We start from the raw sequence: 23,891 nt of genomic DNA, 5'->3' as shown, positions 1-23,891 counted from the left end.
GATCAGGCGGAGTGAGCGCGCAGCACCCGGAGGCCGCCGCGCCGCTTCACAGCGCGCCGCTCCTCCTCGCTCATCCCGCCCCAGACGCCGGCGTCCTGACCGGACTCGAGCGCCCACTGCAGGCACTGGTCGGTCACGGAGCAGCGCCTGCAGACGGCCTTGGCCTGCTCGACCTGCAGGAGAGCCGGTCCGGACGTCCCAATCGGGAAGAACAGCTCCGGGTCCTCGTCGCGGCAGACAGCATGGTGACGCCAGTCCATGGCGGCAACACTCCTCATTCTGGATGGGTGGCAAACAATTGCTAGTCGTGCTTTTCCTATATGCATCCGCAGTGCCGGTGGTGACAGTTCGCGTCCGACCATTCGGCAGTGCGTGAGCAGGCGGTGATCGCCGGGGACCTGCTGGAACAGCTCAACCTGACGAGCATATCCAGGCAATGTCCCGGTAACTCAAGTTCGCTTGTGAATACTTTCACGAACGCTCGTGATGTCAAGGGTGACGCTCGGAAAAACTCCGGGCGGTGAGCAAGCCCACAACCTATTTGTCCGGGTTCCAGTGCGTTCCTGGTTACCCGCCGTGCCACAGCCGAGGATCAATATAGTACAGTCCGCGTGACATTGCTGACATTTCCGGCACCTGCCCCTCGGTGTGGCGGCACCCGTCGTTGCGGTTGCGGTGCCGCGCCGACCAAGGGCAGTACCCGAGACCTAGCAGATTACTCTGAGTGCGGCCGGAATGGATGTGAATCTGACTTTCTCCCGCTCGCCGAGATAGTCGCCGTCCAGCTGGAACGCCTGCGGACGGCTGGAGAGCAGGGTGAACTCCGCCGTGTCATGGAGCCGTAACACCTGACGTCCGCGAGGATCCGGCTTACGGGATGCGAACTGCGTCACTGTCCGTGTTGTGCTAGCCACCCGGAGCTGACGTAACGCCAACACGTCGAGCCCGAGGTCGAACGACGCCGACGGGTTCGGGTTGATCTCGCGGTCGCCCAGGTACGTCCACGGGGCGGTGTTCTGGATGATGACAGTGGCCAGCTCGTCCTCCACCGGCTCACCCGGGCGCTCCAGGCTGATCGCCGGGTGCCGCCGGTCCGAGGCGAAGAAGTACTGGCCCATGATCGAGCGCAGGTAGAGCCCGGGAGTGGAGACCCGACCCTTCCGCCGGGCCTGCTCCACCCGATGGATCACCGCGGCGTCCAGGCCGAAGCCGGCGCAGAAGGTGAAGTAGCGGTCGTCGGCGCGGCCCAGCCCGACCGTGCGCTGCCGGCCCAGGCGCAGCCCTTCGAGGATCATGCTGGTCGCGTCCGGCCATTCCCGGGGCAGGCCCAGCGCGCGGGCGAACACGTTCGTGGACCCGCCCGGCACGGTGGCCAGCGCGGGCAGCCGTTCCGCCAGCGAGGCGCCCTCGGCGCCGGCCGGTGGCTCGGCCGTCATCAGGCCGTTCACCACCTCGTTCACGGTGCCGTCACCACCCAGGGTGACGACGAGGTCGACCCCCTCGGCGGCGGCCTCCCGGGCCAGCGCCATGGCGTGCCCCCGGCGACGGGTGTAGCGCACGCTGAGGTCGACTTCGCTGCGCAGCGCCCGGACAAGCACGTCCCGGCTGCGTTCGCTGGTGGTGGTGGCCTTCGGATTGACCACCAGGACGGCCCGCATGGGCGGCACTGTACCTCTCGGTAGCCCGGGTATCGTGGCGCGCGTGACCATCGACTCGGCCCCGATTCCCGTCACCCTCCGCTGGGCGGTGCGGCTGCTGTGGGCGGAGGCGGTCGCCGTCGGGCTGATCGCGGTCTGGCTGGTCTGGGCCGACCTCACCGCCACCACCACCGACCTCGCGTCGGCGTTGGTGACCGCGTTCGCCGTCGGGGCGGCCGTCGCGCTCTGGGCGCTGGGCCGTGCGCTGCTGCGCCGACAGGCCGGCGCGCGGGCCCCCGCCATCGTCCTTCAGCTCATGCTGCTGCCGATCGGCTGGTTCATGATCCAGGGCGGCCTGGGCTGGTTGGGCGTACCGCTCATGGCGCTCGGCCTGGGCGTCGGCTGGCTGCTCGTCAGCCCGCCCACGACGAAGGCCCTCGGCTTCGAGTGACCCCGCCGCACGGGCGGAGAGCAACATCGGCTTCGAGTGACCCCGCCGCACGGGCGGAGAGCAACGGAGTCGCCCGCGGCCCCGGCTGGCCGGGACCGGCGTGGGGCGTCGGTCAGTAGCCGCCGGAGCGGCGGGTGAGCAACGAGATCGTCGCCCGGCCGTCGCTGGCCGTGGCGGCCGCCGACGTGGTCAGGGCGGTGAGCACCTTCCAGGCGAAGGACGACTCGGCGGGCAGCGTCGCCCCGCGCACGGTCGGCACGGTCACCTCGACGGTGAGCGCGTCGTCGGTGACCGAGAACCGGCACTCCAACTCGGCGTCGCGGGTGGCGATGGCGAGCAGCATGGCGCACGCCTCGTCGACGGCGATCCGCAGATCCTCGATCTCGTCGAGCGCGAACTGCAACCGGGCCGCGAGACCGGCGGTGGCGGTGCGGAGCACGCCGAGGTAACCGCCGTCGGCGGGCACCGTGAGGTGCACCACGTCGTCGTCGGTTGCTGGCTGGCCGGTCAGTTGAGTCACGCCTCATCCCCCCGGTCGGGGACTCTACCCGGTCAGTCGTCCGGGCGCGTCTCGGCGGCCTCCGTCTGAGCGGCCAGGCCGCGCAACGCGTCACCGCTGAGCCGGTAGGGAACCCACTCGCTCATCTGCTCGGCGCCGATGGAGGCGTAGAAACCCGCTGCGGGATTCCAGTCGATCATCCACCACTCCAGCCGCCGGTAGCCCCGCCGTACGCAGATGTCGGCAAGTGTGGCGAGCAGCAGCCGGCCCGCGCCGGTGCCCCGGGCGGCCGGGGAGACGTAGAGGTCCTCCAGGTAGATGCCGTGCACGCCGGCCCAGGTGGAGAAGTTGAGAAACCACAGCGCGAAACCGATCGGCTGGTCGCGCCCGTCGACCGCGACGTGGCCGAAGAGGGCCGGAGCGGTAGTGAACAGCGCCGTGGTGAGTTGCTCGGTGGTGAGGTGGCACTGGTCGGGAGCGCGTTCGTACGCCGCCAGCTCGTGCACCATGGCGACGACGGCCGGCACGTCCTCGGGACGTACCGGCCGGATCGTCGGTGTGACCGGGTGGGTCACGCCTTCTTGGTCTCCCAGAAGATCTTCGCGATCTCGTCGATCTTCGCGAGGAGCTTGTCGGCGGTGGCCGGGTCGAGGCTGCCCTTGACGCCACCGGCGCCGGCGAGCTTGGTGGCCTCGTTGAACAGGGTGTGCAGGTTCGGGTACTTCTCGAAGTGCGGCGCCTTGAAGTAGTCGGTCCAGAGCACCCACAGGTGGTGCTTGACCAGCTCGGCGCGCTGCTCCTTGATGATGACCGCCCGGGTACGGAACTCCGGGTCGGTGTTCGCCTGGTACTTCTCGCAGATCATTTTGACCGACTCGGCCTCGATCCGGGCCTGGGCCGGGTCGTAGACGCCGCACGGCAGGTCGCAGTGAGCGCTCGCGGTGACGCGGGGCGCAAGGATGCGCGGAAGTCGCATCGGGATCCTCCATGGGAAGTTTGCGATGATCAAAGGCGACATTACTCCTGGGAATGCTCCCCGAACCGGATGGAGGTGAAACCAGTGCGCGCCGATCACCCGCCGGAGGTGCCGCATCTGCGCGGTCCGCTGACGCCCGTCTCGGTGACCGGTCCCTCCATGGCGCCGACGCTGCGACACGGTGACGCGGTGCTGGTCCGCTCGGGTGGACGGCCGATCCGGCCCGGTGACGTGGTGGTCGCCGTCTTCCGGACGCGTCCCGAGCTGCTGGTCGTGAAGCGGGCGGTACGTCCGCAGGACGGCGGCTGGTGGCTGCGCGGCGACAACGATCTGGTCACCGACGACTCCCGGGCGTACGGGGTGGCCGACGTGCGCGCACGGGTGGTGTTCCGCTACTGGCCCCGCCCCGGACGGGTGCCCCGTCGGCCGTTATGACCCTGCTCACATCCGAGGGGCAGTGCCGACACTATGCTCGGAAAGTGCCCGGGTGACCCCCCGCACCGCGTGCCACCGCTCGCCGCCCACCTCGCGGCCGGCCCCGGCCGCCTCACATCTGCTCGACAGATCCTGGAGTCACCGCCATGTCTTCGTCCACCGTGGACCCCGCTGATCCCGTCTTCCAACTGCACCGGGGCGGCAAGATGGCCGTCGCCTCGACGGTCCCGCTCACCAGCCGCGAGGACCTCTCCCTCGCGTACACCCCAGGTGTCGCCCGGGTGTGTGAGGCGATCGCCGCCGACCCGGCCCTGGCCGACGACTACACCTGGGCGTCGCACGCCGTCGCCGTCGTCACCGACGGTTCGGCGGTGCTCGGGCTCGGCAACATCGGCCCGCGCGCGGCGCTGCCGGTGATGGAGGGCAAGGCGGTGCTGTTCAAGCAGTTCGCGGGGGTGGACGCGGTGCCGATCTGCCTGGACACCCAGGACGTGGACGAGATCGTCGCGGTGGTGCGGGCGCTGGCCCCGTCGTTCGGTGGGATCAACCTGGAGGACATCAGCGCGCCGCGCTGCTTCGAGGTGGAGCGGCGACTCGACGAGGCGCTGGACATCCCGGTCTTCCACGACGACCAGCACGGCACCGCCATCGTGGTGCTCGCCGCGCTGCGCAACGCCGCCACCCTGCTCGACCGCAAGCTCGGTGACCTGCGGGTGGCGGTGAGCGGCGCGGGCGCGGCAGGCGTGGCCGTGACGAAGATGCTCATCGCCGGTGGGGTCAACCCCGACCAGGTGGTCGTGTGCGACTCCAAGGGGATCATCGGCCGGCACCGCACCGAGCTGACCGGCACCAAGGCCGAGCTGGCGGCGAGCACCAACGCCGACGGCCGCCAGGGCGACATCACCGAGGCGCTGCGCGACGCGGACGTGCTGATCGGGGTCTCCGGCGGGCAGATTCCCGAGGCGGCCGTCGCTCGGATGGCCCCGGGCGGGATCGTGTTCGCGCTGGCCAACCCGACGCCGGAGGTGCACCCCGAGGTGGCCGCCCGGCACGTCGCGGTGGTCGCCACCGGGCGCAGCGACTATCCCAACCAGATCAACAACGTGCTGGCCTTCCCCGGGGTGTTCCGGGGCGCGTTGGACGCGCGGGCCACCCGGATCACCGAGGGGATGAAGGTCGCCGCCGCCGACGCCATCGCCGGCGTGGTGGCCGAGTCGCTGACCGCCGACGCGATCGTCCCGTCGCCGCTCGACCCGCGCGTCGCCCCGGCCGTCGCGGCGGCCGTCGCCGAAGCGGCCCGCCGCGACGGAGTCGCCCGCCGCTGAGACGCGTGGCCGGGGGCGCTCCGGCGCACCATGCGCCGCCGGCCTACGCGCCGGGGCCCTCTCACCAGGAAGGGCCCTTCTTAACGGGCGCTCAGCTTGTTACCGTGCCGATCATGCGTGCCGCCTTCGCCTCCCGTTTCGACGACGCCGATCCGCTCGCCGCCCTCACCGTCGGTGAGCAGCCCGAGCCGACCCACCCGGAGGACGACTGGGTGACCGTGCAGGTGCGGGCCACCTCGCTCAACCACCACGACCTCTGGTCGCTGCGCGGGGTGGGCCTCACGGAGGCCCAGTTGCCGATGATCCTCGGCTGCGACGCGGTAGGCGTGGACGCCGGGGGCAACGAGATGGTCGTCTACCCGGTCGTCGTCACACCCGGTGACCCGCGCGGGGTCTCCATCCTGTCCGAGCACTTCGCCGGGACCCTCGCCGAGCGGGTCGCCGTACCCCGGTCGAACCTGATCCCACTGCCCGACGGCATGGCGGCGACCGACGCGGCGTGCCTGCCCACGGCCTGGCTGACCGCGTGGCGGATGCTGACCACCAAGGGCCGCGTCGCGGACGCCGACAGCGTGCTGGTGCAGGGCGCGGGCGGCGGCGTCGCCACCGCGGCCGTCGCGCTCGCCCTCGCGATGGGCAAGCGGGTGTACGCGACCAGCCGGGACGCCGCCAAGCGGGAACGGATCACCGCCCTCGGGGCGATCGCCCTGGAGTCCGGTGCCCGGCTGCCGGAGCGGGTCGACGTGGTGATCGAGACGGTGGGCGCTGCGACGTTCGACCACTCGTTGAAGTCGGCCGCGCCGATGGCCCGGATCGTGGTCTCCGGCGCCACCGCCGGCCACCAGCCGTCGGTCAACCTGCGCCGGGTCTTCGCCATGCAGTTGGAGATCCTGGGCACCTCGATGGGCACGCCGGGGGAGCTGTACGAGCTGCTGGCGTTCTGCGCCGAGAACGAGGTCCGCCCGGTGATCGACACCGTGGTCCCGTTCAGCCGGGTCGAGGACGCCTTCGCCCGCCTGCACTCCGGCGACGCCTTCGGCAAGATCGTCATCGACCACACGGCCTGACCCCGGGCCCCGCGAAGATCCGCGCAACTTCGGGGAAACTGCTGTCTCCTGGCGCGCTGAGGCAGCAACATCCCTGACGTTGCGCGGATCTTGGGGATGCGGGTCAGAGGTGGTTGTCGAAGGTGGCGATGTCGCCGCGCGTCGCGTCGGTGGGAATGCGCTTCTTGGCCTCCGCGTCGCCGTACAGCGACCAGCGCAGGAACTCGACTGACGTGTCCGCGACGACCCGCAGCGTCGCAGCGTCGCCGAGCAGCGCCCGCCCGTGGTCGCCCTTGGGCAGGCTGAGCAGGGCCTTCGGCCAGGGCACCTTGTCGTACGCCGCCTTGCCCGCCGCGTAGTCGACCACCTCGTCCAGCTCGCCGTGGACGAACAGCTGCGGCGCGGTAGCCCCCGCGAACGCCGTACCCACGCCGACGGCCGTGCCGGCGAACACCACCCCGGCGTCCAGCCGCTCGTCCCGGCTGGCGGTGAAGAGGCCGATGGTGGTCACCCCGCCGGCCGAGTGCCCGGCCGCGGCCACCCGGTCGGTGGCCAGCCGGCCACGCAGCCCGTCGCCGGCCTTGCCGTCGAGGGCCAACACCTGGGTCAGCGCGTACGACACGTCGGCCGGCTGGTTGAGCACGTCGAGGATGTTGCCGTCGCTGCCCCGGGAGGTGTGCGGGAAGGTCGGCGCGGCCACCACGAAGCCCGCCGCCGCCCAGCGGGTCAGCAGGGTGGCGTAGTCCTCCGGCCGTCCGGTGAGGCCGTGGCTGAACATGACCACCGGAAACCGGCCCGTCGCGGCCGCCGCGGACCGCTTTGCCGCACCGCCGGTATTCCCGGCCGCCGGATACCACAGCGTCACCGGCAGCGCACGGCCGTCGCGGTTCAGCTTGAGCTGGCGTACGCCGACGCCGAAGGCGCCCTTCGGCGCGGTCCCGGCGGGCACTTTCGGCGTCGGCGTGGCGGCGGGCGGTGGCTCGGACGGCGCCTGCCAGCTCTCGGTCTTGCGGGCGTCGGTGGAGCAGCCGACCAGGCCGGCCATGAGCAGGACGCTGGCCAGCAGCGTGGGGGTGACGCGACGCGACATGAAACCAATTGTGCCCCGCCACGCCGGGCGGCTCGGCGCTGTTCGACGCAGTGCCTGGACCTGATCGGCTTCAAGGTCGGGGTGTACGAGGACCTGCTCGACGAGGCCCAGCGCGCAGTCGAGCAAGATCGTCCGCGTCCTTCGGTCGGCGGGGACGCTCCGGCATCCACACCGGGAACATCTGCTTGAACTCGATCTGGGCCGGCACCGAGATCGTCGGCACGGTCAACGTGCCGATCCGACCGGGTGGGGCGTCCAGCATTCCGGCCGGCAGCGGCGTGCCGGCCCACGACCCGGCGCCCACCGTCGGGCGACAGGCGTCGTCCCGACCCAGGTACGCGATGCTCACCTCCACGTCGGCGGCGAACAGGTCGAGCTGCAACTCCACAGGCATCCGGGGATCGGGGCGCCAACCCCGGGCCAGCAGGAGGGCGGCCAGCCGGTCCGCGTCCTCGCGCCAGCAGTACCAGTCGACGTCGACGTGCGGTCGGGACACCTCGCCGAGCGCGAAGTCCATCGCCCAGCCGCCCCGCAACCACACCGGCACACCGGCCGATCCGGCCACCTCGACGACTTCCGCGATGCTCGCCAACTGGCGGCGTGCGAGGTCGTCCACCGGGCCACCCTAGCGACATCTTCCGGGAGCGCGGGGGAGGCCGCGGAGACGGTCAGGTGGGCGGGCGGGACTCGTAGCGGGTGCCGGGCGTGCGGCCGTCGGTGGGCAGGCGGGCGCCGGCCGTCCGGTCGCCGTAGAGGGTCCAGCGCAGGAAGTCGGTGGTGGTGGCGAGGACTGCGGCGAATCCGGGACTGCCCGGCGTGAGGTACTCGCCGTGCCCCTGGCCGAGAACGCTGAGGAACGCGGCAGACCCCGGCGTACGCGCATAGGCGGCCCGGCCGACAGTCACCGGCACCACCGGGTCGGCCGTGCCGTGCACGAAGAGCACCGGTGCGGTCGGTCCGGCGAAGCTGCCCGGCAGCCCGCCCCCGGCGATCACGATGCCCCCGCGCAGCCGGGCCGGGTGGCCCTCGGTGAACATGCCGGAGGTGGTGAAGCCGCCCGCCGAGTGACCGGCGGCGGCGATCGACGTGAGATCCAGGTGGCCGGCGAGCGGATCACCCGGGTCGTCGTCGAGGCGGCCCAGGTGCCGGACCAGCCGCCAGGCGTCGGCGGGCTGGTTGCGCACGTCGGCCCTGGTGAAGTGCGGAGCACCCGCGCGGGTGTGCGGGTACGCGGGCGCGGCCACCACGAAACCGGCAGCCGCCCAGCGGGTGGTCAACTCGGCGTGCAGCTCGGGTCGGCTGTACAGCCCGTGGCTGTAGATCACCACCGGGAACCGCCCGGCGGCCACCCCGCCGGTCCCGGTCGGATACCAGATGGTGACCGGCAGGGGGCGCGCCGAGCGCGGATCGAGGGTGAGCGTACGCACGCCGACGACGTACGACCCCTCGGGCGCTCGGCGCGCGGTCTGCGGTCCGGTGGACCCGCCCGCCACGGCGCCGGCCGGTGCGCAACCGGCGAGCAGCGCTGTCACCAGTACGGCGACCAGCCGTCCCGCCCCCACCGTTTCACCGTAGGTGCCCGGGCACGTCCGGCGACCCCGCCGTCCGGCCCGGCTCTGCCCGCCACCCGGTCGGGTCACCTCCGCCGGCCGGCTCGACCCGGTCCGACGGCGGAGGCGGGGGCGGTGCGCCGCGACCGGCTTCGCTAGGGTCACCGACATGGCTGAGAACTACACCGACCCCAGCGGCAACACCGAGGCGTTCCGCGCCTTCACCCAGACGCCGGAGGCCGCCGGTCCGGCCGACGCGCCGTCCCGCCTGCCGCTCATCGTCGGTGCGGCGGTGGTCGTCGTCGTGCTGGTGGCCCTCGTCGCCTGGTTGGCGATGCGCTGACCGTGGCCGTCTGGACGGGCCGTGGCGGCGTCAGTCCGTCCCGACCACGTCCCGGGTCTGCCGGGCGATCTCCCGTTCCTCGTCGGTGCGGATGACGCAGACGCTCACCTCGGCGCCGTCCGGCGAGATCAGCCGGTCGCCGTCGCCGTCGTTGCGCGCCTCGTCGACGGTGATGCCGAGCCGGGTCAGCCCGGCCAGCGCGGTGGCCCGGACGGGCGCGGCGTGCTCACCCACGCCTGCGGTGAACGCGATCGCGTCCACGTGGCCGAGCAGCGCGTAGTACGCGCCCACGTACCCGGTGATCCGCCGGCAGTACACGTCGAAGGCGAGCGCGGCGGCCGGGTCCCCGGCCGCCCGGCGCTGGAGCACCTCACGCATGTCGTTGGCGCCGGTCAACCCGAGCAGGCCGCTGCGGTGGTTGAGCAGGTCGTCGATGTCGTCGACCGACAGGCCGCCCTCCCGGCGCAGGTGGAAGATCACCGTCGGGTCGAGGTCGCCGCTGCGGGTGCCCATCACGAGCCCTTCGAGCGGGGACATCCCCATCGAGGTGGCGACGCTGCGGCCGTTCGCGACCGCGCAGGCGCTGGCACCGTTGCCCAGGTGCAGGGTGATGGTGTTGAGCTGGTCGTACGGGCGGCCCAGCAGCTCGGCGGTACGCCGGGAGACGTACGCGTGCGAGGTGCCGTGGAAGCCGTACCTGCGGATGTCGTACCGCTGCGCGGTGTCCCGGTCGATCGCGTAGGTCGCGGCGGCTTCCGGCAGCGTGTGGTGGAACGCCGTGTCGAAGACGGCGACCTGCGCGACGTCCGGCAGGGCGGCCCGCGCCACCTCGATGCCGGCCAGGTTGGCCGGGTTGTGCAGCGGGGCGAGCGGGACCAGGTCCTTGATCGCGGCCAGCACCGCGTCGTCGACAAGCGCCGGCGCGCTGAACGTCCGGCCGCCGTGCACGACCCGGTGACCGACCGCCGCGAGCCCGGTCAGGTCCAGCCCGGCCAGGATCTGCCGGACTGCGCTGGCGTGGTCCGCCGGGCCGCCGCCGGGCTCACCGACCCGCTCGACGGTGCCCTGGTCGAGGGTCCGGTCCCCGTCGTAGTGGCGCCACTTCACCGACGACGACCCGCAGTTGAGCACCAGTACCCGACTCATGACGCCTCCTCGGCGGCCGCCTGGATGGCGGTGATCGCCACCGTGTTGACGATGTCCGGCACTGTCGCGCCGCGGGACAGGTCGTTCACCGGCCGGCGTAGGCCCTGCATGACCGGGCCGACGGCGACCGCCCCGGCCGAGCGCTGCACCGCCTTGTACGTGTTGTTGCCCGTGTTCAGGTCCGGGAAGATGAAGACCGTTGCCTGGCCGGCGACCGGGCTGTCGGGCAGCTTCGTCGCCGCCACCGCGGGGTCGATCGCCGCGTCGTACTGGATCGGCCCCTCGACGAGCAGGTCGGGCCGACGCTCCCGGACCAGCGCGGTGGCCGCGGCGACCTTCTCCACGTCGGCGCCCGCGCCGGAACTGCCGGTGGAGTACGACAGCATCGCCACCCGGGGTTCGATGCCGAAGCGGGCGGCGGTGTCGGCCGACGAGATCGCGATGTCGGCGAGCTGGGCGGCGTCCGGGTCGCGGTTGACCGCACAGTCGCCGTAGACCAGCACCCGGTCGGCGAGCAGCATGAAGAAGACGCTGGAGGCCACCGAGACCTCCGGCACGGTACGGATGATCTCGAACGCCGGCCGGATGGTGGCGGCCGTGGTGTGCGTGGCGCCGGAGACCATGCCGTCGGCGTACCCGGCTGCCACCATGAGCGTCCCGAAGTAGTTGGGCTGGGCCACGATGTCGTGCGCCAACTCGGCGGTGACGCCCCGGTGGGCGCGCAGCCGCGCGTACTCGGCCGCGAACTCGTCGCGCCACCCGCTGGTGGCCGGGTCGACGAGCCGCGCTTCGCCGAGGTCGATGCCCAGCTCGCGGGTGCGCCGGGCGATGTCGTCCGGGCGGCCGAGCAGCGTCAGGTCGGCCACGCCCCGGCGCAGCAGGATCTCCGCCGCCCGCAGGATGCGCTCCTCGGCGCCCTCCGGCAGCACCAGGTGCCGGGGCTTCGAGCGGGCCCGGTCGATCAGCTCGTTCTCGAACATCAGCGGGGTGACCCGCGCCGACCGGCTGACCCGCAGCCGGCGGGCCAGGTCGTCGGTGTCCACGCAGCGCTCGAACGCGCCGAGCGCGGCCTCCACCTTGCGCGGGTTGGCGATGCTGGGCCGCCCCTCGATCCGGCTGGACGCGGCCACCGTGTCGTAGCTGTCGCTGCCCACGGAGAGCACCGCCAGGCCGGTGTTCAGGCCCTCCACCAGCCGCATCACCCGAGGGTCGGGCTGCTCGCCGAGGGTGAGCACGAGCCCGGCCACCGACACCTGCCCGGCCACGTGCGCCGCGCTGGCGGCGACGAGCAGGTCGGCCCGGTCCCCGGGGGTGATCACCAGAGCGCCCTCGGTGAGGTGGCCCAGCAGGGTGGGCACGTGCGCCGCGCCGACCACGAAGTCCAGCACGTCCCGCCCGAGCGCGGCGTCGTCCCCGGCCAGCAGGGTCGCGCCGAGCGCCGCCGCCACCTCGGCCACCGTCGGCGCCGACACGCTCGGCACCTCCGGGATGGCGTACGCCGGCACGGGCAGCTCCGGCAGCGTCATCGGCTCGGACACCCGGTTGGCGATCACCGCGAGCACCGTCGCGCCCAGGTCGGCCACATCGTGGTACGCCCCGCGCATGGCCGCCGCGACGGCCGTCGGCTCCTGCTCGTAGCCGTCCACCACCGGCACCACCACGCTGCCGAACTCGGTGGCCAGCCGGGCGTTGAAGGCCAGCTCGCGGGGGTGCGCCGGGTCGCCGGGCTCGTCGAAGTCACTGCCCACCACGACCACCGCCGGGCACTGCCGTTCCACCGCCCGGTAGCGCTCCACCACGATGGAGATCAGCTCCTCGCGGCGGCCGTCGGCCACGAGCGCGGCCGCCTCGGCGTACGTCGCCCCGGCCAGGTCCGACAGCGGCAGCTCGACCCGGTACCGCTCGCTGAGCAGGGCGAGGATCGGGTCCGGGACGGCGTCGGGGACCAGCGGCCGGAACACGCCGATCCGCCCCACCTGTCGCGACAGCAACTCGGCCAGCCCGAGGGCGATTGTCGACTTGCCCCCGCCCGAACCGACGCTTGTCAGATACACGCTGCGAGCCACACGCCAACCCTAGAAGGTCGCGGGGGTGGCAACCCTGGTGGGCCGAGAAGGCGACTCGGGTTCGTGCGTTTCGACGGCGGGTCGGCGAGGTGTTCAGGTCACCCTTTGCTCTGCTTCAACCCGCGCACCACCCGGTGTCCGGATATCGGACGTTCGCCGTTGCGTCAGTTGAAGCAGAGCAAAGGGAACGACACAGGTGCCTGCCCCCCGCCGGCAGCGGGCAGCGTCACGCCCGTCCCCCCACCGGCGGGATCACGGGGTGCCGCTGGCCTGTCAGGCGTCTTCGTCGTCCGGGTCGTCCAGGCGGGCCAGGTAGGTGGCCAGCCGTTCGATGGGGGTCTCGAAGTCGGGGTTGAGGTCGACGAAGTCGCGCAGGCGCTCGCCCAGCCACTCCAGGGTCACCTGCTCGTCGCCCCGGCGTTCGACAAGCTCCTCGATGCCACGGTCGGTGAAGTACACGGCGTACGTCCTCGTTCTTGGCCCGGCGACTGGCCGGGCGGGTCGGTGGTTCGGACGGACCGACGCGAGCCGGGGCAGGACCGTGGTCAACGGCCCTGCCCCGGCTCGCGTGGCGCGGTCAGGTCACGGGCGGGGGAGTGCCGCCTCGATGAGCGCGGTCTGCTCGACCTCGTGGGTCTTGGCCGAGCCGACCGCCGGGGCCGCCGCGGCCGGGCGGGAGATCCGCCGCAGCCGGACGTCGGTGAGGTGCTCCAGCAGGTTGAGCGCGACGAACGACCAGGCGCCCTGGTTGGCCGGCTCCTCCTGCACCCAGGCGAAGTCCTCCGCGTTCGGGTACTGCGCGAGGGCGGCCCGGATCTCCTCCACCGGCAGCGGGTACAGCTGCTCGATCCGGATGATCGCGGTGTCGGTGATGCCGCGCTCCTGCCGGGCCTGGAACAGGTCGTAGTAGACCTTGCCGGAGCAGAGCAGCACCCGCTTCACCGACTCCGGTGCCGGGGCGGCGGTGTCGCGCAGCACCGGCTGGAAGGTGCCGGTGGTGAAGTCCTCCACCGAGGAGACGCAGAGCTTGTGCCGCAGCAGCGACTTCGGCGTGAACACCACGAGCGGCTTGCGCTTGGGCGACAGGGCCTGGCGGCGCAGCAGGTGGAAGTAGTTCGCCGGGGTCGTCGGGATGGACACCCGCATGTTGTCCTCGGCGCACATCTGCAGGAACCGCTCCGGGCGACCGGAGGTGTGGTCCGGGCCCTGGCCCTCGTGGCCGTGCGGGAGCAGCAGGGTCACCGCGGAGCGCTGACCCCACTTCACCTCGCCGGAGGAGATGAACTCGTCGATCACCGACTGGGCGCCGTTGACGAAGTCACCGAACTGGGCCTCCCAGGCGACGAGCGCGTTGACGTTCTCCACCGAGTAGCCGTACTCGAAGCCCATCGCCGCGTACTCGCTGAGCAGCGAGTCGTGCACGAAGAACCGGGAGCGCTCGCCGTCGCCGGTGAGGGTCTTCAGCGGCAGGTAGTCGTCGCCGGTGCGGGCGTCGACCACCGACGCGTGCCGCTGGACGAAGGTGCCACGCCGCGAGTCCTGGCCGGCGAGCCGGACGGTGACCCCGTCGTGCAGCAGCGCCCCGAACGCGATGATCTCGCCGAAGCCCCAGTCGATGTTGCCCTCGACGGACATCTTGGCCCGCCGGTCGAGCAGCTGCTGGATCCGCTTGTGCGGGGTGAAGCCCTCCGGCAGGTTGGTGTGCGCCTCGCCGATCGCCTTCACCACGGAGGCGTCGGTGGCGGTGTCGACCGCCGGCTCCGGCTCCTCCTCGCGGCGGGGGCGGTTGAGCTGGCGCGGCGCGGCGGCGGCGTCCCGGGTGGCCTTGAAGACCTTCTCCAACTGCGCCTGGTAGTCGCGCAGCAGCTCCTCCGCGTCCTCCACGGTGATGTCGCCGCGACCGATCAGCTCCTCGGTGTAGAGCTTGCGCACCGAACGCTTCGAGTCAATGATCTTGTACATCTGAGGGTTGGACATCGACGGGTCGTCGCCCTCGTTGTGGCCGCGCCGGCGGTAGCAGACCATGTCGATCACGACGTCCTTGTTGAACGCCTGCCGGTATTCGAAGGCCAGCCGGGCCACCCGGACCACGGCCTCCGGGTCGTCGCCGTTCACGTGGAAGATCGGCGCCTGGATCATCCGGGCCACGTCGGTGCTGTAGAGGCTGGACCGGCTGTACTCCGGGGCGGTGGTGAACCCGACCTGGTTGTTGACCACCACGTGCACGGTGCCGCCGGTGCGATACCCGCGCAGCTGCGACAGGTTGAGCGTCTCGGCGACCACACCCTGCCCGGCGAACGCCGCGTCACCGTGCACCGCCAGCGGCAGCACGGTGTAGCCCTCCAGCTTGAGGTCGATCCGGTCCTGCTTGGCCCGGACGATGCCCTCCAGCACCGGGTCGACGGCCTCCAGGTGCGACGGGTTCGCCACCAGCGACACCTTGACGACGTGCTCGCCGTCCGGGGTGGTGAACTTGCCGTTCTGACCCAGGTGGTACTTCACGTCGCCGGAGCCCTGCGTCGAGCGCGGGTCGAGGTGACCCTCGAACTCCGAGAAGATCTTCTCGTACGGCTTGCCGACGATGTTGGCCAGCACGTTGAGCCGGCCCCGGTGGGCCATGCCGATGACGACCTCGTCCAGCCCGCTCTCGGCGGAGGACTCCAGCACCTCGCCCAGCAGCGGGATCAGCGACTCGCCACCCTCCAGCGAGAAGCGCTTCTGGCCGACGTACTTGGTCTGCAGGAAGGTCTCGAACGCCTCGGCGGCGTTGAGTCGGTTGAGCACGTGCTTCTGCTCGTCGGCGGACGGCTTCTCGTACTTGCGCTCGATCCGCTCCTGGATCCAGCGCCGCTCCTCCGGGTCCTGGATGTGCATGTACTCGATGCCGACGCGCCGGCAGTACGAGTCGCGCAGCACACCGAGGATCTCGCGCAGCTTCATCCGCTGGCGGCCGGCGAAGCCGTTGACCGGGAACTCGCGGTCCAGGTCCCACAGGGTCAGCCCGTGCTGGAGGACGTCCAGGTCGGGGTGCTTGCGGATGGTGAATTCCAGCGGGTCGGTGTCGGCCATCAGGTGACCGCGCACGCGGTACGCGTGGATCAGCTCGTGCACCCGGGCGGTCTTGTTGATCTGACCCTCGGAGTTGACGGCCACGTCGCGCACCCAGCGCACCGGCTCGTACGGGATGCGCAGCGAGGTGAAGATCTGGTCGTAGAAGTTGTGCTCGCCCAGGATCAGCTCGTGCATGACCTTGAGGAACTCGCCGGACTGCGCGCCCTGGATGATCCGGTGGTCGTACGTGCTGGTCAGCGTGATGACCTTGCTGACGGCCAGCTCGGCGAGGGTGGCCTCGGACATGCCCTGGTAGGGCGCCGGGTACTCCATCGCGCCGACGCCGATGATCGCGCTCTGCCCCTGCATGAGCCGCGGCATGGAGTGCACAGTGCCGATGCCGCCCGGGTTGGTGAGCGAGATCGTGGTGCCGGAGTAGTCCTCCATGGTCAGCTCGTTGCGCCGCGCCCGCCGGACCACGTCCTCGTACGCCTGCCAGAACTGCCGGAAGTCCATCTGCTCGCAGCCCTTGATGGAGGGGACCACCAGGTTGCGGCTGCCGTCCGGCTTGGCCAGGTCGATGGCGATGCCGAGGTTGACGTGCGCCGGGCGGACCACGGCCGGCTTGCCGTTGGCCTCGGCGAAGGAGTTGTTCATCTCCGGGTGCGCCACCAGCGCCCGGACCATCGCGTAGCCGACCAGGTGGGTGAAGCTGACCTTGCCGCCGCGCCCCCGGGCGAGGTGGTTGTTGATCACGATGCGGTTGTCGACAAGCAGCTTCGCCGGGACCGCGCGGACGCTCGTCGCGGTGGGCACGCTCAGCGAGGCGTCCATGTTCTGCACGATCTTCGCGGCGACACCCCGCAGCGGGGTGGTCTGCGGGCCGTCGGCGGTCGGCGCGGTGGCCTTCGCGGCCGGCGCGGCCTTCTCCGGCGTGGCCTTCGCGGCCGCGGGCGCGGCCTTGGCCGGCGCCGACGGCGCTGCGGCCGGCTTGCTTGCGGCGCTCGGCTTCGCCGGGGCGCTCGGCTGGCTGACCGTGGCCGCCGCCTCGGGCTGGCCGTCCGGCTCGGGCGCGGCGGCCGGCTTGCCCGACGTCTCCGCCCCGCGCGGTGTGCCGGCGCCGGGCGCCGGCCGGTAGTCGGCGAAGAAGTCGTGCCAGGCCGAATCGACGCTCGTTGGGTCGGCGAGGTACCGCTGGTACATCTCCTCGACGATCCACTCGTTCGGGCCGAAACCCGCCAGTGGGTTCTCCTGCGAAGTCTGCTGGGTCGACACGGCCGGTAATCGCCTCTTTCACGCGGGTTTGTGTGTCACGCGGTGTCCGTCGCGTCCAGTTGATGGACCACGGACAGGACGACTCCCAGGCTACGCCGTACGGATCCCGCAGGCATTTCCGCCTCGGCCGGGTGGCCGGTTTCACAGAAGATGCCAGAAGTTCAGCAACCCCTGCGCGGCTCGTCACCGACTGGTACGGCGGATCTGAGTATCCCTACCGATGTCCGGGTGGCCGCCGTTCGCCAGGATCGGGCGCATGGATCAACACGGGGTACGGGGGCGCTACGGCCGGAGCATGGCGGTGGCGTCCGGTTGGTACGGAACCGCGATAGCGGCCGTGGCGGTGGGCACGACGAGTGTGCCGAGCGCGCCGCGGGACGACTGCGCGGCCTGGTTCAGTTGCCTGTCACCGGGCGAGTCGCTGGTGTTCGTCGGGCTGGTGTGGGGCACGCCTGTGCTCCTCGGGCTGCTGGGCGTGACGGCGCTTGTCGCTGCGCTCGTCGTCCGCGTCCTCCCCTCGGCGGTGCTCGCCGGCACCACCTCCGCGGCGCTCGGCGTCGGGGTCTGCGCCGCCGTGTACCTGGGTCGCTCGTGAAGCGGGCCGGCCTCGGCGGGCTCTTCTTCGCCTGGCTCTACGGGGTGCCGTTCCTGCTGCTGGTGGGCCTGATCCGGCGCGTGTCCAGGCCGTACACGCCGAGCGCCGACGACGCGCAGGCGTTCGGCGCGACCACTGACGCCGTGCTGACGGCCGGGCTCCTGCTCAACGGGGTGCTTCCGGTGCTCGGGCTGCTGCTGGCCGTACTGGCCGGGGAGGCGCTCTGGCGGCGGCACTTCGCCGGGGCGCTCGCCGGGATGGTGCTGCTCTACGTGGCGGTCGCGCTGGTCGCCGGCATGACCAGCACCGGTTTGACCGGGCACGTCCCCGCCGACCAGGAGTCCGACCCGCCGGTCACGCACTGCGTACCGATCAGCGGTGGCCGGGGCTGCCCGGGCGGGTGACGGGCGATCCGGGGTGGCGGCCGTGCCGCCGCCACCCCGGAACTCCGTCGGTCAGGAGATGTCGCGCCGGCGCAGCAGCAGGCTGCCGACGAGGCCGGTGACCACCGCGTACCCGATGAGCACGGCGGCGCCCGCCCAGCGTGGCGGGTTACCGGGGATGTCCGTCCCGGTGACCATCAGCGACGAGGCCAGCGACGGCACCAGCAACTGCAGGTTGTTGATCCAGTCGCCCCAGCGGTTGGCCAGGACGGCGATCACCACGGCCGCGCCGATCGAGCCACCCAGGTAGAGCAGGATGCCGGTCACTGTGGCGCCGATCTGGCTGCGGATCAGCACGCCGATGCCGACGCCGAACACCGCCCACAGCAGGTACGCGAGCAGGTTCAACCCGATCGCCCGCCAGGCGGCGTCGTTGCCCAACTGGGAGTCCAGCCCGACGGCGCTGATTACCGCGGAGCCGGCGATCAGGTTGAACACGGTGGTGACCAGCCAGAACAGCAGCGCCAGCACGCTCGCCGCGACCAGCTTGGCGATCATCACGGCGGTGCGGTGCGGGTTGGTCAGGAACGTGGTGGTGACCGTCTGGTGGAAGAACTCGCTTGTCACCACGATGATGCCGAGCAACATGATGATCATCAGGCCGAAGAACTGCCCGGAGGTGAACAGGTTCGACGCGATCGCGTCCGGGGTGGCCGCGGCCTCGAACTGGGCGGACTGGTCGCCCACGTCCGCGGGGTTGGTGCTGGTCAGCGCGTCGGTCTGCAACCAGTTGAAGAGCAGCGTGAGCGCCCACAGCGGCAGGCTGATCAGCGCGAAGATCCACCAGGTGTTTGTGGTACGGATCTTGAGCAGCTCGGATCGGACGAGGTTCATCGGATGCCCGCCTTTCCGGCCGTCAGCTCCAGGAAGACCCGTTCCAGGTCGGGTCGTTCGGTGGTCAGTTCGTGCAGCTCGACGCCGGCGGCCAGGGCGGCCTTGCCGATCGTCGGGGCGTCCACCCCGGAGACCAGCAGGACGCCGTGCTCGTCGGTGGTGACGGTTGCCGACTGCGCCTTCAGCGCGGTGGTCAGCGCCTCGGCCTGCGGGGTGCGGACCCGCACCTGGGCGCCCTGCGCCATCGACCCGAGCACCTGCTCGACCGGACCCTGCCGGACGAGCTGCCCGGCCGCGATGATCACCACGTCGTCGGCGAGCAGCTGCATCTCCGACAGCAGGTGGCTGGAGACCAGCACCGTACGACCCTCGTGGGCGAGGTTCTTGAGGAACCCGCGCATCCACCGGATGCCCTCCGGGTCCAGCCCGTTGGCCGGCTCGTCGAGGATCAGCACCCGGGGGTCGCCGAGCATCGCGGCGGCGATACCGAGCCGCTGCTTCATGCCGAGCGAGTAGCCCTTGAACTTGCGCTTCGCCGCCGGGGTCAGCCCGACCAGCTCCAGCGCCTCGTCGGCGCGCGACTTGGGCAGGCCGGCCGCCGCGCAGATCACCCGCAGGTGGTTGACGCCGGTGCGGCCCTTGTGCGCGCTGGACGCCTCCAGGATCGCGCCGACGTGCCGCAGCGGGTCGGTGAGGTCGGCGTAGCGCCGGCCGCTGATGGTGGCCGTGCCCGCGGTCGGCGTGACCAGGTTCAGCAGCATGCGCAGCGTGGTGGTCTTACCGGCGCCGTTCGGGCCGAGGAAGCCGGTCACCCGCCCCGGCGCCACGGTGAAGGACAGGTTGTTCACCGCCCGCACGTTCTTGTACTGCTTCGTCAGACCGGACACCACGATCTGACCGTCGCTGGTGGGGCTTCGCTGCCCGTCAGTCATCATTCTCCTCCCGTGTGGCGTCGAGGTACGCCGTGGCACAGCGTGACGGTCCCGAGCAACAAGGTCAATCAGGCCCGGTCCGTACGGCGTGGTCCCCCGCGGGACGGAGGCGTCTCCTCCCTGCGAACGACGGAGGCCCTCAGCGGGCGATCCAGGTGGCCCGGGCCGCGCCGAGCAGCGCACCGCCAGGGCCGTACAGGCTGGTGTGCACGAGCGCCTTGCGGCCGTCGATGCCGATCAGCGCGCCGGTCACCACGCACTCGTCGCCCGGCGCCGGGCGGGCGGTGACCACCGCGGCGATCCGGCCGAGCAGGTACGGGCGGCCCGGCGCGAGCACCGCCCAGCCGCCGGGGCAGTCCAGCGCGGCCCAGACCATGGCGTCGCTCACCTGTTCGGGTGCGCGAAACGGCGCGGCGGTCCGGCCGTCCGGCAACCGGCCGGGGAAGATCCGCAACCCGTCGGTCCGGCTCGGACCGCACACGAAACACCGGGGGTACGGATGCTCGACGAACCCGGGGTAGCGCGTCGACGCCTGCACCGCCGTCTCCCGGTCGACCGGGGGCACGACGGCGTCCACGGCACCGGCGGGGCGTACCTCGGCCACCAGCTCGCCGGCCGGGTCCCGCACCTCGCCGTCGACAAGGCTCAGCGTCGTCTCCAGCGGCGGTGGCCGACGCAGCGTCACCTCCACCGGTGCGGGTCCCGCCTCGGCGGCGAAGAGGCCGGCGCTCCACCCGCCGTTGCCGGAGCCGGTGGGCCCGTTGTAGCGGGACTCGATGCGCACAGGTGACCTCCGTGGGGCGTGGGGCGGCGCCGTCGCCGTTCCGTCGGGCAGCCTCGCACGGCCACTGTCGCAGGCATCCGCCGGTCGGCGTTCATCCGGTCGACACCAGTGGTGCCCACCGATGGCAACCCGGGGCACTTACACAGATCCCATGGCCGTTCTGCATGTCGCTGGCGCACCCCTGACGACCAGCGGATACACCCTGCTGATCGCCGACGACCCCACCCAGGTCGCGGCCGCGCAACGCCTGCGTCACGAGGTGTTCGCCACGGAGTTGGGCGCCACCCTCGCCCCCGGCGGCGCCGGACTGGACGTGGACCCCTTCGACGCCCACTGCGACCACCTCATCGTCCGCGAGGACAGCACCGGGCAGGTCGTCGGCACGTACCGGCTGCTGCCGCCCGGTCGCACCGACAGGAGGTACGCCGAGGACGAGTTCGACCTCGGGGCCCTGGACCCGCTCCGCGACGACCTCGTCGAGGCGGGCCGGTCCTGCGTGCACCCGGACCACCGCTCGGGCGCGGTGATCAACCTGATGTGGGCGGGGATCACCCGCTACCTGCACCTGCGCGGCTCCCGCTGGCTCGGCGGCTGCGCCTCGGTGCCTGTCGACGACTGTGGTCGGACCGTCGCCGGGGTGTGGGCCCAGGCCCAGGCCCGGCACCTGTCGCCGCCGCCGCTGCGGGTGCGCCCGCTGCGCCCGTGGTTCGCCGAGCCGGCCGCCGCCGCGGACTTCGCCACCGACCCGGGCTCTCGCGTGGCGGTGCCCCCGCTGCTGCGCGGTTACCTTCGGCTCGGCGCGTGGATCTGCGGTGAGCCCGCGTACGACCCGGACTTCGGGTGCGCGGACTTCTACGTCCTCTTCTCGCTGGACCGGATGAACCCGCGCTACCTGCGGCACTTCCTGGGCGGGGACCAGCGGTGACCGTCGGGGCGCAGGATCTGTGGCGGCCCTTCTCGGGCTGCGACGACGACTGCCTGCCGGCGGCCGGCGAGGTGCCCACGGTGCCGGTGGCCCGCCGGGTGCTCCGGTTGGTCGCGGCGAGCGGGATGCTGCTGGCCGGGGTGGGTGTGGCGGTGCTGCTGCCCGTGCTGCCGACGCGGGAGCGGCAGGCGGTGCTGCGCGGCTGGGCCCGCGGCACCGTGCGTGCGTTCGGCGTCCGGCTGGTGATCAAAGGTCGGCTGCCCCGGCGGCGCGCGCTGCTGGTCGCCAACCACGTCTCGTGGCTTGACGTCCTCGCCGTCCTGGCGGTCGCGCCCACCCGCATGGTGGCGAAGCGGGAGATCCGGTCCTGGCCGGTGGTCGGGCTGCTCGCGGCGGCGGCGGGCACGGTCTTCGTGGACCGGTCCCGGCCGCGGGCGCTGCCGGCCACCGTGCGCCGGCTCTCCGACACGCTGCGCGCCGGCCGGTCGGTCGCGGTCTTTCCGGAGGGTACGACCTGGTGTGCCGGGGACGGCGCGGCCGAGTGCCGGCCCGGGGGCGGCTTCCGGCCCGCGATGTTCCAGGCCGCCATCGACGCGGGCAGCCCGGTGGTGCCGCTGCGCCTGGGGTACCGGTGCGAGGCCACCGGAGCGGTCACGACGGCCGCCGCCTTCCTCGGCGCGGACACCCTGCTGCGCTCGGTCGCCCGGGTGGTCGCGGCGCGGCACCTGGTGGTCTCGGTGACGATCGCCGCCGCGCTGCACCCGGCCGGTGACGCCGACCGGCGGTTGCTGGCCCGGGCCGCCGAGTCGGCCGTACACCTGGTGCCTCCGACGGGTGCCGCGACGCGGGCCCGGCTGCGGCCGGTGCCCAGTCTGACCACGGCGGATCCGAGGCGGACGGCGACCGACGGCCGGGAACTGGACCTGGCGGCCTGAAGCGGGCGGGGGAGGGGTGACTCGCGACAGTCTTGTGTGTCGCGATGTATCGCGTTATGGTCTCCTCGTCGGTGCGCGTGGGCGCGCCGACGAGGGGAGGACGCCATGGCCGGATGGACTGTCGACAGCCCGCAGCGGCTCACCGTGGACGGCCCGGTCACCCGACTGGACGTCCGCCTGATCAGTGGACGACTCAACGTGGTCGCCACCGACGGCCCGGCCCGGATCGACGTCACCCAGGTCGGCCGTCGGCCCGTCCTGATCGACCACGCCGACGGCCGGCTCAGCATCCGTCAGGAGCGTGGCCACGGCTGGTCGGAGGTCCTGCGGTGGTTCCAGATGATCCACCGCTACCCGCGGGTGGACGTGTCCGTCGCCGTGCCCGCCGACGTCCTCGCCGACCTGGAACTGGTCTCCGGATCGCTCGTCGCCTCCGGCCTGCGCCGGCAGACCACGGCCCACGTCGTCTCCGGCCAGATCACCCTGATGGGCCTGCGCGGCAACACCTCCGCGAAGATCACCTCCGGCCCGGTGGAGGCGCTCGGTGTGCGCGGCGACCTCACCCTGGAGACCGTCTCCGGGGAGGTCGTCCTCGCCGACAGCGCCGCCGACCGGGTCCGCGCGCAGACCGTCTCCGGCGCCATCACCTGCGACCTGGACAACCCCCGACGCAGCGAGATCCAGCTCACCACCATCTCGGGCAGCATCACCGTCCGGGTCCGCGAGGACAGCGACCTCGCCGTCCGGCTGAACACCGCCTCCGGCCGGATCACCAGCGGCTTCCCGCAGGTGCGCAACTCGCGATTCCCGCTGCCGAGCAGCGAGGGAGTGCTCGGTGCCGGCGAAGGTAAGCTCTGGGCCTCCGCGACGTCGGGAAGCATCTCGCTCCTCGCCCGACCGGTGACCGCCGACGAGGAGGAGTTGCCGTGACCGCCGTGTTCAGCCACGGCCGGCTCCGGCTCTACCTCCTCAAGCTCCTCGACGACGGCCCCAAGCACGGCTACGAGCTGATCCGTCTCCTGGAGGACCGGTTCCTCGGTCTCTACGCGCCAAGCGCCGGCACCATCTACCCCCGCCTGCAACGGCTGGAGGCCGAGGGGCTGGTCAGCCACACCGCCGCCGGGGGGCGCAAGACGTACGCCATCACCGAGGCCGGCCTCGCCGAGCTGCGCCAGCGCGCCGGTGAGCTGGCCGCGTTGGAAGCGGACATCGCGGCCTCGGTGGCCGACCTCTCCACCCTGGCCGGCGAGATCCGCAGCGAGGTACGCGGCTCGACGCGCGACCTCAAGCGCGAGCTGAGCGAGGCCACCCGACAGACCCGGCGTACGCGGTGGGAGCCGCAGGCGTCGTCGTACCGACCCCCGGCGGCCGACGTGCCGCGCGCCGCCCTGCTCGACGAGTTCGACAAGCGGCTGGCCTCGTTCAGCGCCGAGGTGAGCCGTCTGGCGCGGGCACGGGAGTTCAGCGACACTCAACTGCGCACGGCGATCCGGCTGCTCGACGGCGCCCTGGACGGGCTGCGCCGACTGCTGCGCTGACACCTGTCCGGCGCC

Annotated in this window: 26 protein-coding genes; 11 read left to right on the top strand and 15 right to left on the bottom strand. The window is 72.1% G+C overall.

Annotated elements, in window-relative coordinates; all coding sequences use genetic code 11:
- Positions 1-2: 2 nt before the first annotated feature.
- Together MILUP08_RS29460 and MILUP08_RS29455 are read right to left on the bottom strand one after the other, a co-directional pair.
- Positions 3-260, bottom strand: coding sequence for a WhiB family transcriptional regulator (locus MILUP08_RS29460; protein ID WP_007072794.1), 258 nt, complete (start codon positions 258-260; stop codon positions 3-5).
- A gap of 447 nt (positions 261-707) precedes the next feature.
- Positions 708-1,658, bottom strand: a complete 951-nt coding sequence (locus tag MILUP08_RS29455; RefSeq protein ID WP_007464698.1) for a diacylglycerol/lipid kinase family protein — start codon at positions 1,656-1,658, stop codon at positions 708-710.
- Positions 1,659-1,701: 43 nt separating this feature from the next.
- Here MILUP08_RS29455 and MILUP08_RS29450 point away from each other — a divergent pair, with 43 nt between their 5' ends.
- Positions 1,702-2,088, top strand: coding sequence for a hypothetical protein (locus MILUP08_RS29450; RefSeq protein ID WP_039906819.1), 387 nt, complete (start codon positions 1,702-1,704; stop codon positions 2,086-2,088).
- 112 nt (positions 2,089-2,200) lie between these two features.
- On the opposite strand, the gene MILUP08_RS29445 is transcribed toward MILUP08_RS29450, so the two are convergent.
- Genes MILUP08_RS29445 through sodN form a run of 3 tightly spaced genes read right to left on the bottom strand, consistent with a single transcriptional unit; the run spans position 2,201 to position 3,563 of the window.
- Positions 2,201-2,608: an ATP-binding protein gene (locus tag MILUP08_RS29445; RefSeq protein WP_007464696.1), complete on the bottom strand. Its 408-nt coding sequence runs from the start codon at positions 2,606-2,608 to the stop codon at positions 2,201-2,203.
- A 32-nt stretch (positions 2,609-2,640) separates the two neighbouring features.
- Entirely contained in the window at positions 2,641-3,162 is a 522-nt protein-coding gene (locus tag MILUP08_RS29440) for a GNAT family N-acetyltransferase (RefSeq protein WP_007464695.1), read from the bottom strand.
- Positions 3,159-3,563 (bottom strand): superoxide dismutase, Ni, encoded by a 405-nt coding sequence (gene sodN / locus MILUP08_RS29435; protein ID WP_007464694.1) that lies wholly within the window; start codon positions 3,561-3,563, stop codon positions 3,159-3,161. Before sodN ends, MILUP08_RS29440 begins: the two co-directional genes overlap by 4 nt.
- Positions 3,564-3,632: 69 nt before the next feature.
- On the opposite strand from sodN, the gene MILUP08_RS29430 reads away from it, so the two are divergent.
- The 3 genes from MILUP08_RS29430 (at position 3,633) to MILUP08_RS29420 (ending at position 6,390) form a co-directional block, all read left to right on the top strand.
- Entirely contained in the window at positions 3,633-3,998 is a 366-nt protein-coding gene (locus tag MILUP08_RS29430) for a S24/S26 family peptidase (protein WP_039906817.1), read from the top strand.
- Positions 3,999-4,144: 146 nt separating this feature from the next.
- A complete protein-coding gene (locus tag MILUP08_RS29425; protein WP_007464692.1) occupies positions 4,145-5,323 on the top strand; it encodes an NAD(P)-dependent malic enzyme in 1,179 nt (392 codons plus the stop codon).
- Positions 5,324-5,427: 104 nt separating this feature from the next.
- On the top strand, positions 5,428-6,390 hold the full coding sequence (locus tag MILUP08_RS29420) for a zinc-binding dehydrogenase (RefSeq protein WP_007464691.1): 963 nt from the start codon (positions 5,428-5,430) through the stop codon (positions 6,388-6,390).
- Positions 6,391-6,493: 103 nt separating this feature from the next.
- On the opposite strand, the gene MILUP08_RS29415 is transcribed toward MILUP08_RS29420, so the two are convergent.
- From MILUP08_RS29415 to MILUP08_RS29405, 3 genes are all read right to left on the bottom strand, one after another.
- Entirely contained in the window at positions 6,494-7,459 is a 966-nt protein-coding gene (locus MILUP08_RS29415) for an alpha/beta hydrolase family protein (protein WP_007464690.1), read from the bottom strand.
- Positions 7,460-7,529: 70 nt separating this feature from the next.
- Complete coding sequence (locus MILUP08_RS29410; RefSeq protein WP_007464689.1) at positions 7,530-8,075, bottom strand: nucleotidyltransferase domain-containing protein; 546 nt, start codon at positions 8,073-8,075, stop codon at positions 7,530-7,532.
- A 52-nt stretch (positions 8,076-8,127) separates the two neighbouring features.
- Complete coding sequence (locus MILUP08_RS29405) at positions 8,128-9,021, bottom strand: alpha/beta hydrolase family protein (protein ID WP_007464688.1); 894 nt, start codon at positions 9,019-9,021, stop codon at positions 8,128-8,130.
- A gap of 157 nt (positions 9,022-9,178) precedes the next feature.
- Between MILUP08_RS29405 and MILUP08_RS36160 the strand changes: the two genes are divergently transcribed.
- A complete protein-coding gene (locus MILUP08_RS36160; protein ID WP_007464686.1) occupies positions 9,179-9,352 on the top strand; it encodes a hypothetical protein in 174 nt (57 codons plus the stop codon).
- A 30-nt stretch (positions 9,353-9,382) separates the two neighbouring features.
- Here MILUP08_RS36160 and MILUP08_RS29400 read toward each other — a convergent pair whose 3' ends face one another.
- From MILUP08_RS29400 to MILUP08_RS29385, 4 genes are all read right to left on the bottom strand, one after another.
- Complete coding sequence (locus MILUP08_RS29400) at positions 9,383-10,498, bottom strand: acetate/propionate family kinase (protein ID WP_007464684.1); 1,116 nt, start codon at positions 10,496-10,498, stop codon at positions 9,383-9,385.
- The gene (pta, locus tag MILUP08_RS29395; protein WP_007464681.1) at positions 10,495-12,564 is read right to left on the bottom strand and encodes a phosphate acetyltransferase; all 2,070 of its coding nucleotides are present in this window, start codon (positions 12,562-12,564) and stop codon (positions 10,495-10,497) included. The genes MILUP08_RS29400 and pta overlap by 4 nt, the downstream gene beginning before the upstream one ends.
- Positions 12,565-12,837: 273 nt before the next feature.
- On the bottom strand, positions 12,838-13,023 hold the full coding sequence (locus MILUP08_RS29390) for a DUF6104 family protein (RefSeq protein WP_007464679.1): 186 nt from the start codon (positions 13,021-13,023) through the stop codon (positions 12,838-12,840).
- 123 nt (positions 13,024-13,146) lie between these two features.
- Positions 13,147-16,890, bottom strand: a complete 3,744-nt coding sequence (locus MILUP08_RS29385) for a multifunctional oxoglutarate decarboxylase/oxoglutarate dehydrogenase thiamine pyrophosphate-binding subunit/dihydrolipoyllysine-residue succinyltransferase subunit (protein ID WP_007464677.1) — start codon at positions 16,888-16,890, stop codon at positions 13,147-13,149.
- Between the two features lie 256 nt (positions 16,891-17,146).
- Between MILUP08_RS29385 and MILUP08_RS29380 the strand changes: the two genes are divergently transcribed.
- A complete protein-coding gene (locus tag MILUP08_RS29380) occupies positions 17,147-17,485 on the top strand; it encodes a hypothetical protein (protein WP_007464674.1) in 339 nt (112 codons plus the stop codon).
- Entirely contained in the window at positions 17,482-17,889 is a 408-nt protein-coding gene (locus tag MILUP08_RS29375; protein WP_007464671.1) for a hypothetical protein, read from the top strand. Before MILUP08_RS29380 ends, MILUP08_RS29375 begins: the two co-directional genes overlap by 4 nt.
- 51 nt (positions 17,890-17,940) lie before the next feature.
- Here MILUP08_RS29375 and MILUP08_RS29370 read toward each other — a convergent pair whose 3' ends face one another.
- The 3 genes from MILUP08_RS29370 to MILUP08_RS29360 all read right to left on the bottom strand — a co-directional run bounded on the left by MILUP08_RS29370 (position 17,941) and on the right by MILUP08_RS29360 (position 20,478).
- Complete coding sequence (locus tag MILUP08_RS29370; protein ID WP_007464669.1) at positions 17,941-18,762, bottom strand: ABC transporter permease; 822 nt, start codon at positions 18,760-18,762, stop codon at positions 17,941-17,943.
- The gene (locus MILUP08_RS29365; RefSeq protein ID WP_007464668.1) at positions 18,759-19,694 is read right to left on the bottom strand and encodes an ABC transporter ATP-binding protein; all 936 of its coding nucleotides are present in this window, start codon (positions 19,692-19,694) and stop codon (positions 18,759-18,761) included. The genes MILUP08_RS29370 and MILUP08_RS29365 overlap by 4 nt, the downstream gene beginning before the upstream one ends.
- 139 nt (positions 19,695-19,833) lie before the next feature.
- The gene (locus tag MILUP08_RS29360; RefSeq protein WP_007464667.1) at positions 19,834-20,478 is read right to left on the bottom strand and encodes a hypothetical protein; all 645 of its coding nucleotides are present in this window, start codon (positions 20,476-20,478) and stop codon (positions 19,834-19,836) included.
- Between the two features lie 151 nt (positions 20,479-20,629).
- Between MILUP08_RS29360 and MILUP08_RS29355 the strand changes: the two genes are divergently transcribed.
- The 4 genes from MILUP08_RS29355 (at position 20,630) to MILUP08_RS29340 (ending at position 23,876) form a co-directional block, all read left to right on the top strand.
- The gene (locus MILUP08_RS29355) at positions 20,630-21,403 is read left to right on the top strand and encodes a GNAT family N-acetyltransferase (RefSeq protein WP_007464666.1); all 774 of its coding nucleotides are present in this window, start codon (positions 20,630-20,632) and stop codon (positions 21,401-21,403) included.
- Positions 21,400-22,338, top strand: coding sequence for a lysophospholipid acyltransferase family protein (locus MILUP08_RS29350; RefSeq protein WP_007464665.1), 939 nt, complete (start codon positions 21,400-21,402; stop codon positions 22,336-22,338). The genes MILUP08_RS29355 and MILUP08_RS29350 overlap by 4 nt, the downstream gene beginning before the upstream one ends.
- A gap of 105 nt (positions 22,339-22,443) precedes the next feature.
- Entirely contained in the window at positions 22,444-23,268 is an 825-nt protein-coding gene (locus MILUP08_RS29345) for a DUF4097 family beta strand repeat-containing protein (protein ID WP_007464664.1), read from the top strand.
- The gene (locus MILUP08_RS29340) at positions 23,265-23,876 is read left to right on the top strand and encodes a PadR family transcriptional regulator (RefSeq protein ID WP_007464663.1); all 612 of its coding nucleotides are present in this window, start codon (positions 23,265-23,267) and stop codon (positions 23,874-23,876) included. Before MILUP08_RS29345 ends, MILUP08_RS29340 begins: the two co-directional genes overlap by 4 nt.
- Positions 23,877-23,891: the final 15 nt, after the last annotated feature.

The organism is Micromonospora lupini str. Lupac 08, from assembly GCF_000297395.2.
Taxonomy (GTDB): Bacteria; Actinomycetota; Actinomycetes; order Mycobacteriales; family Micromonosporaceae; genus Micromonospora; species Micromonospora lupini.
Note: the sequence above shows the minus strand (reverse complement) of the source record. Positions and strands in the feature narration are given on the sequence as shown.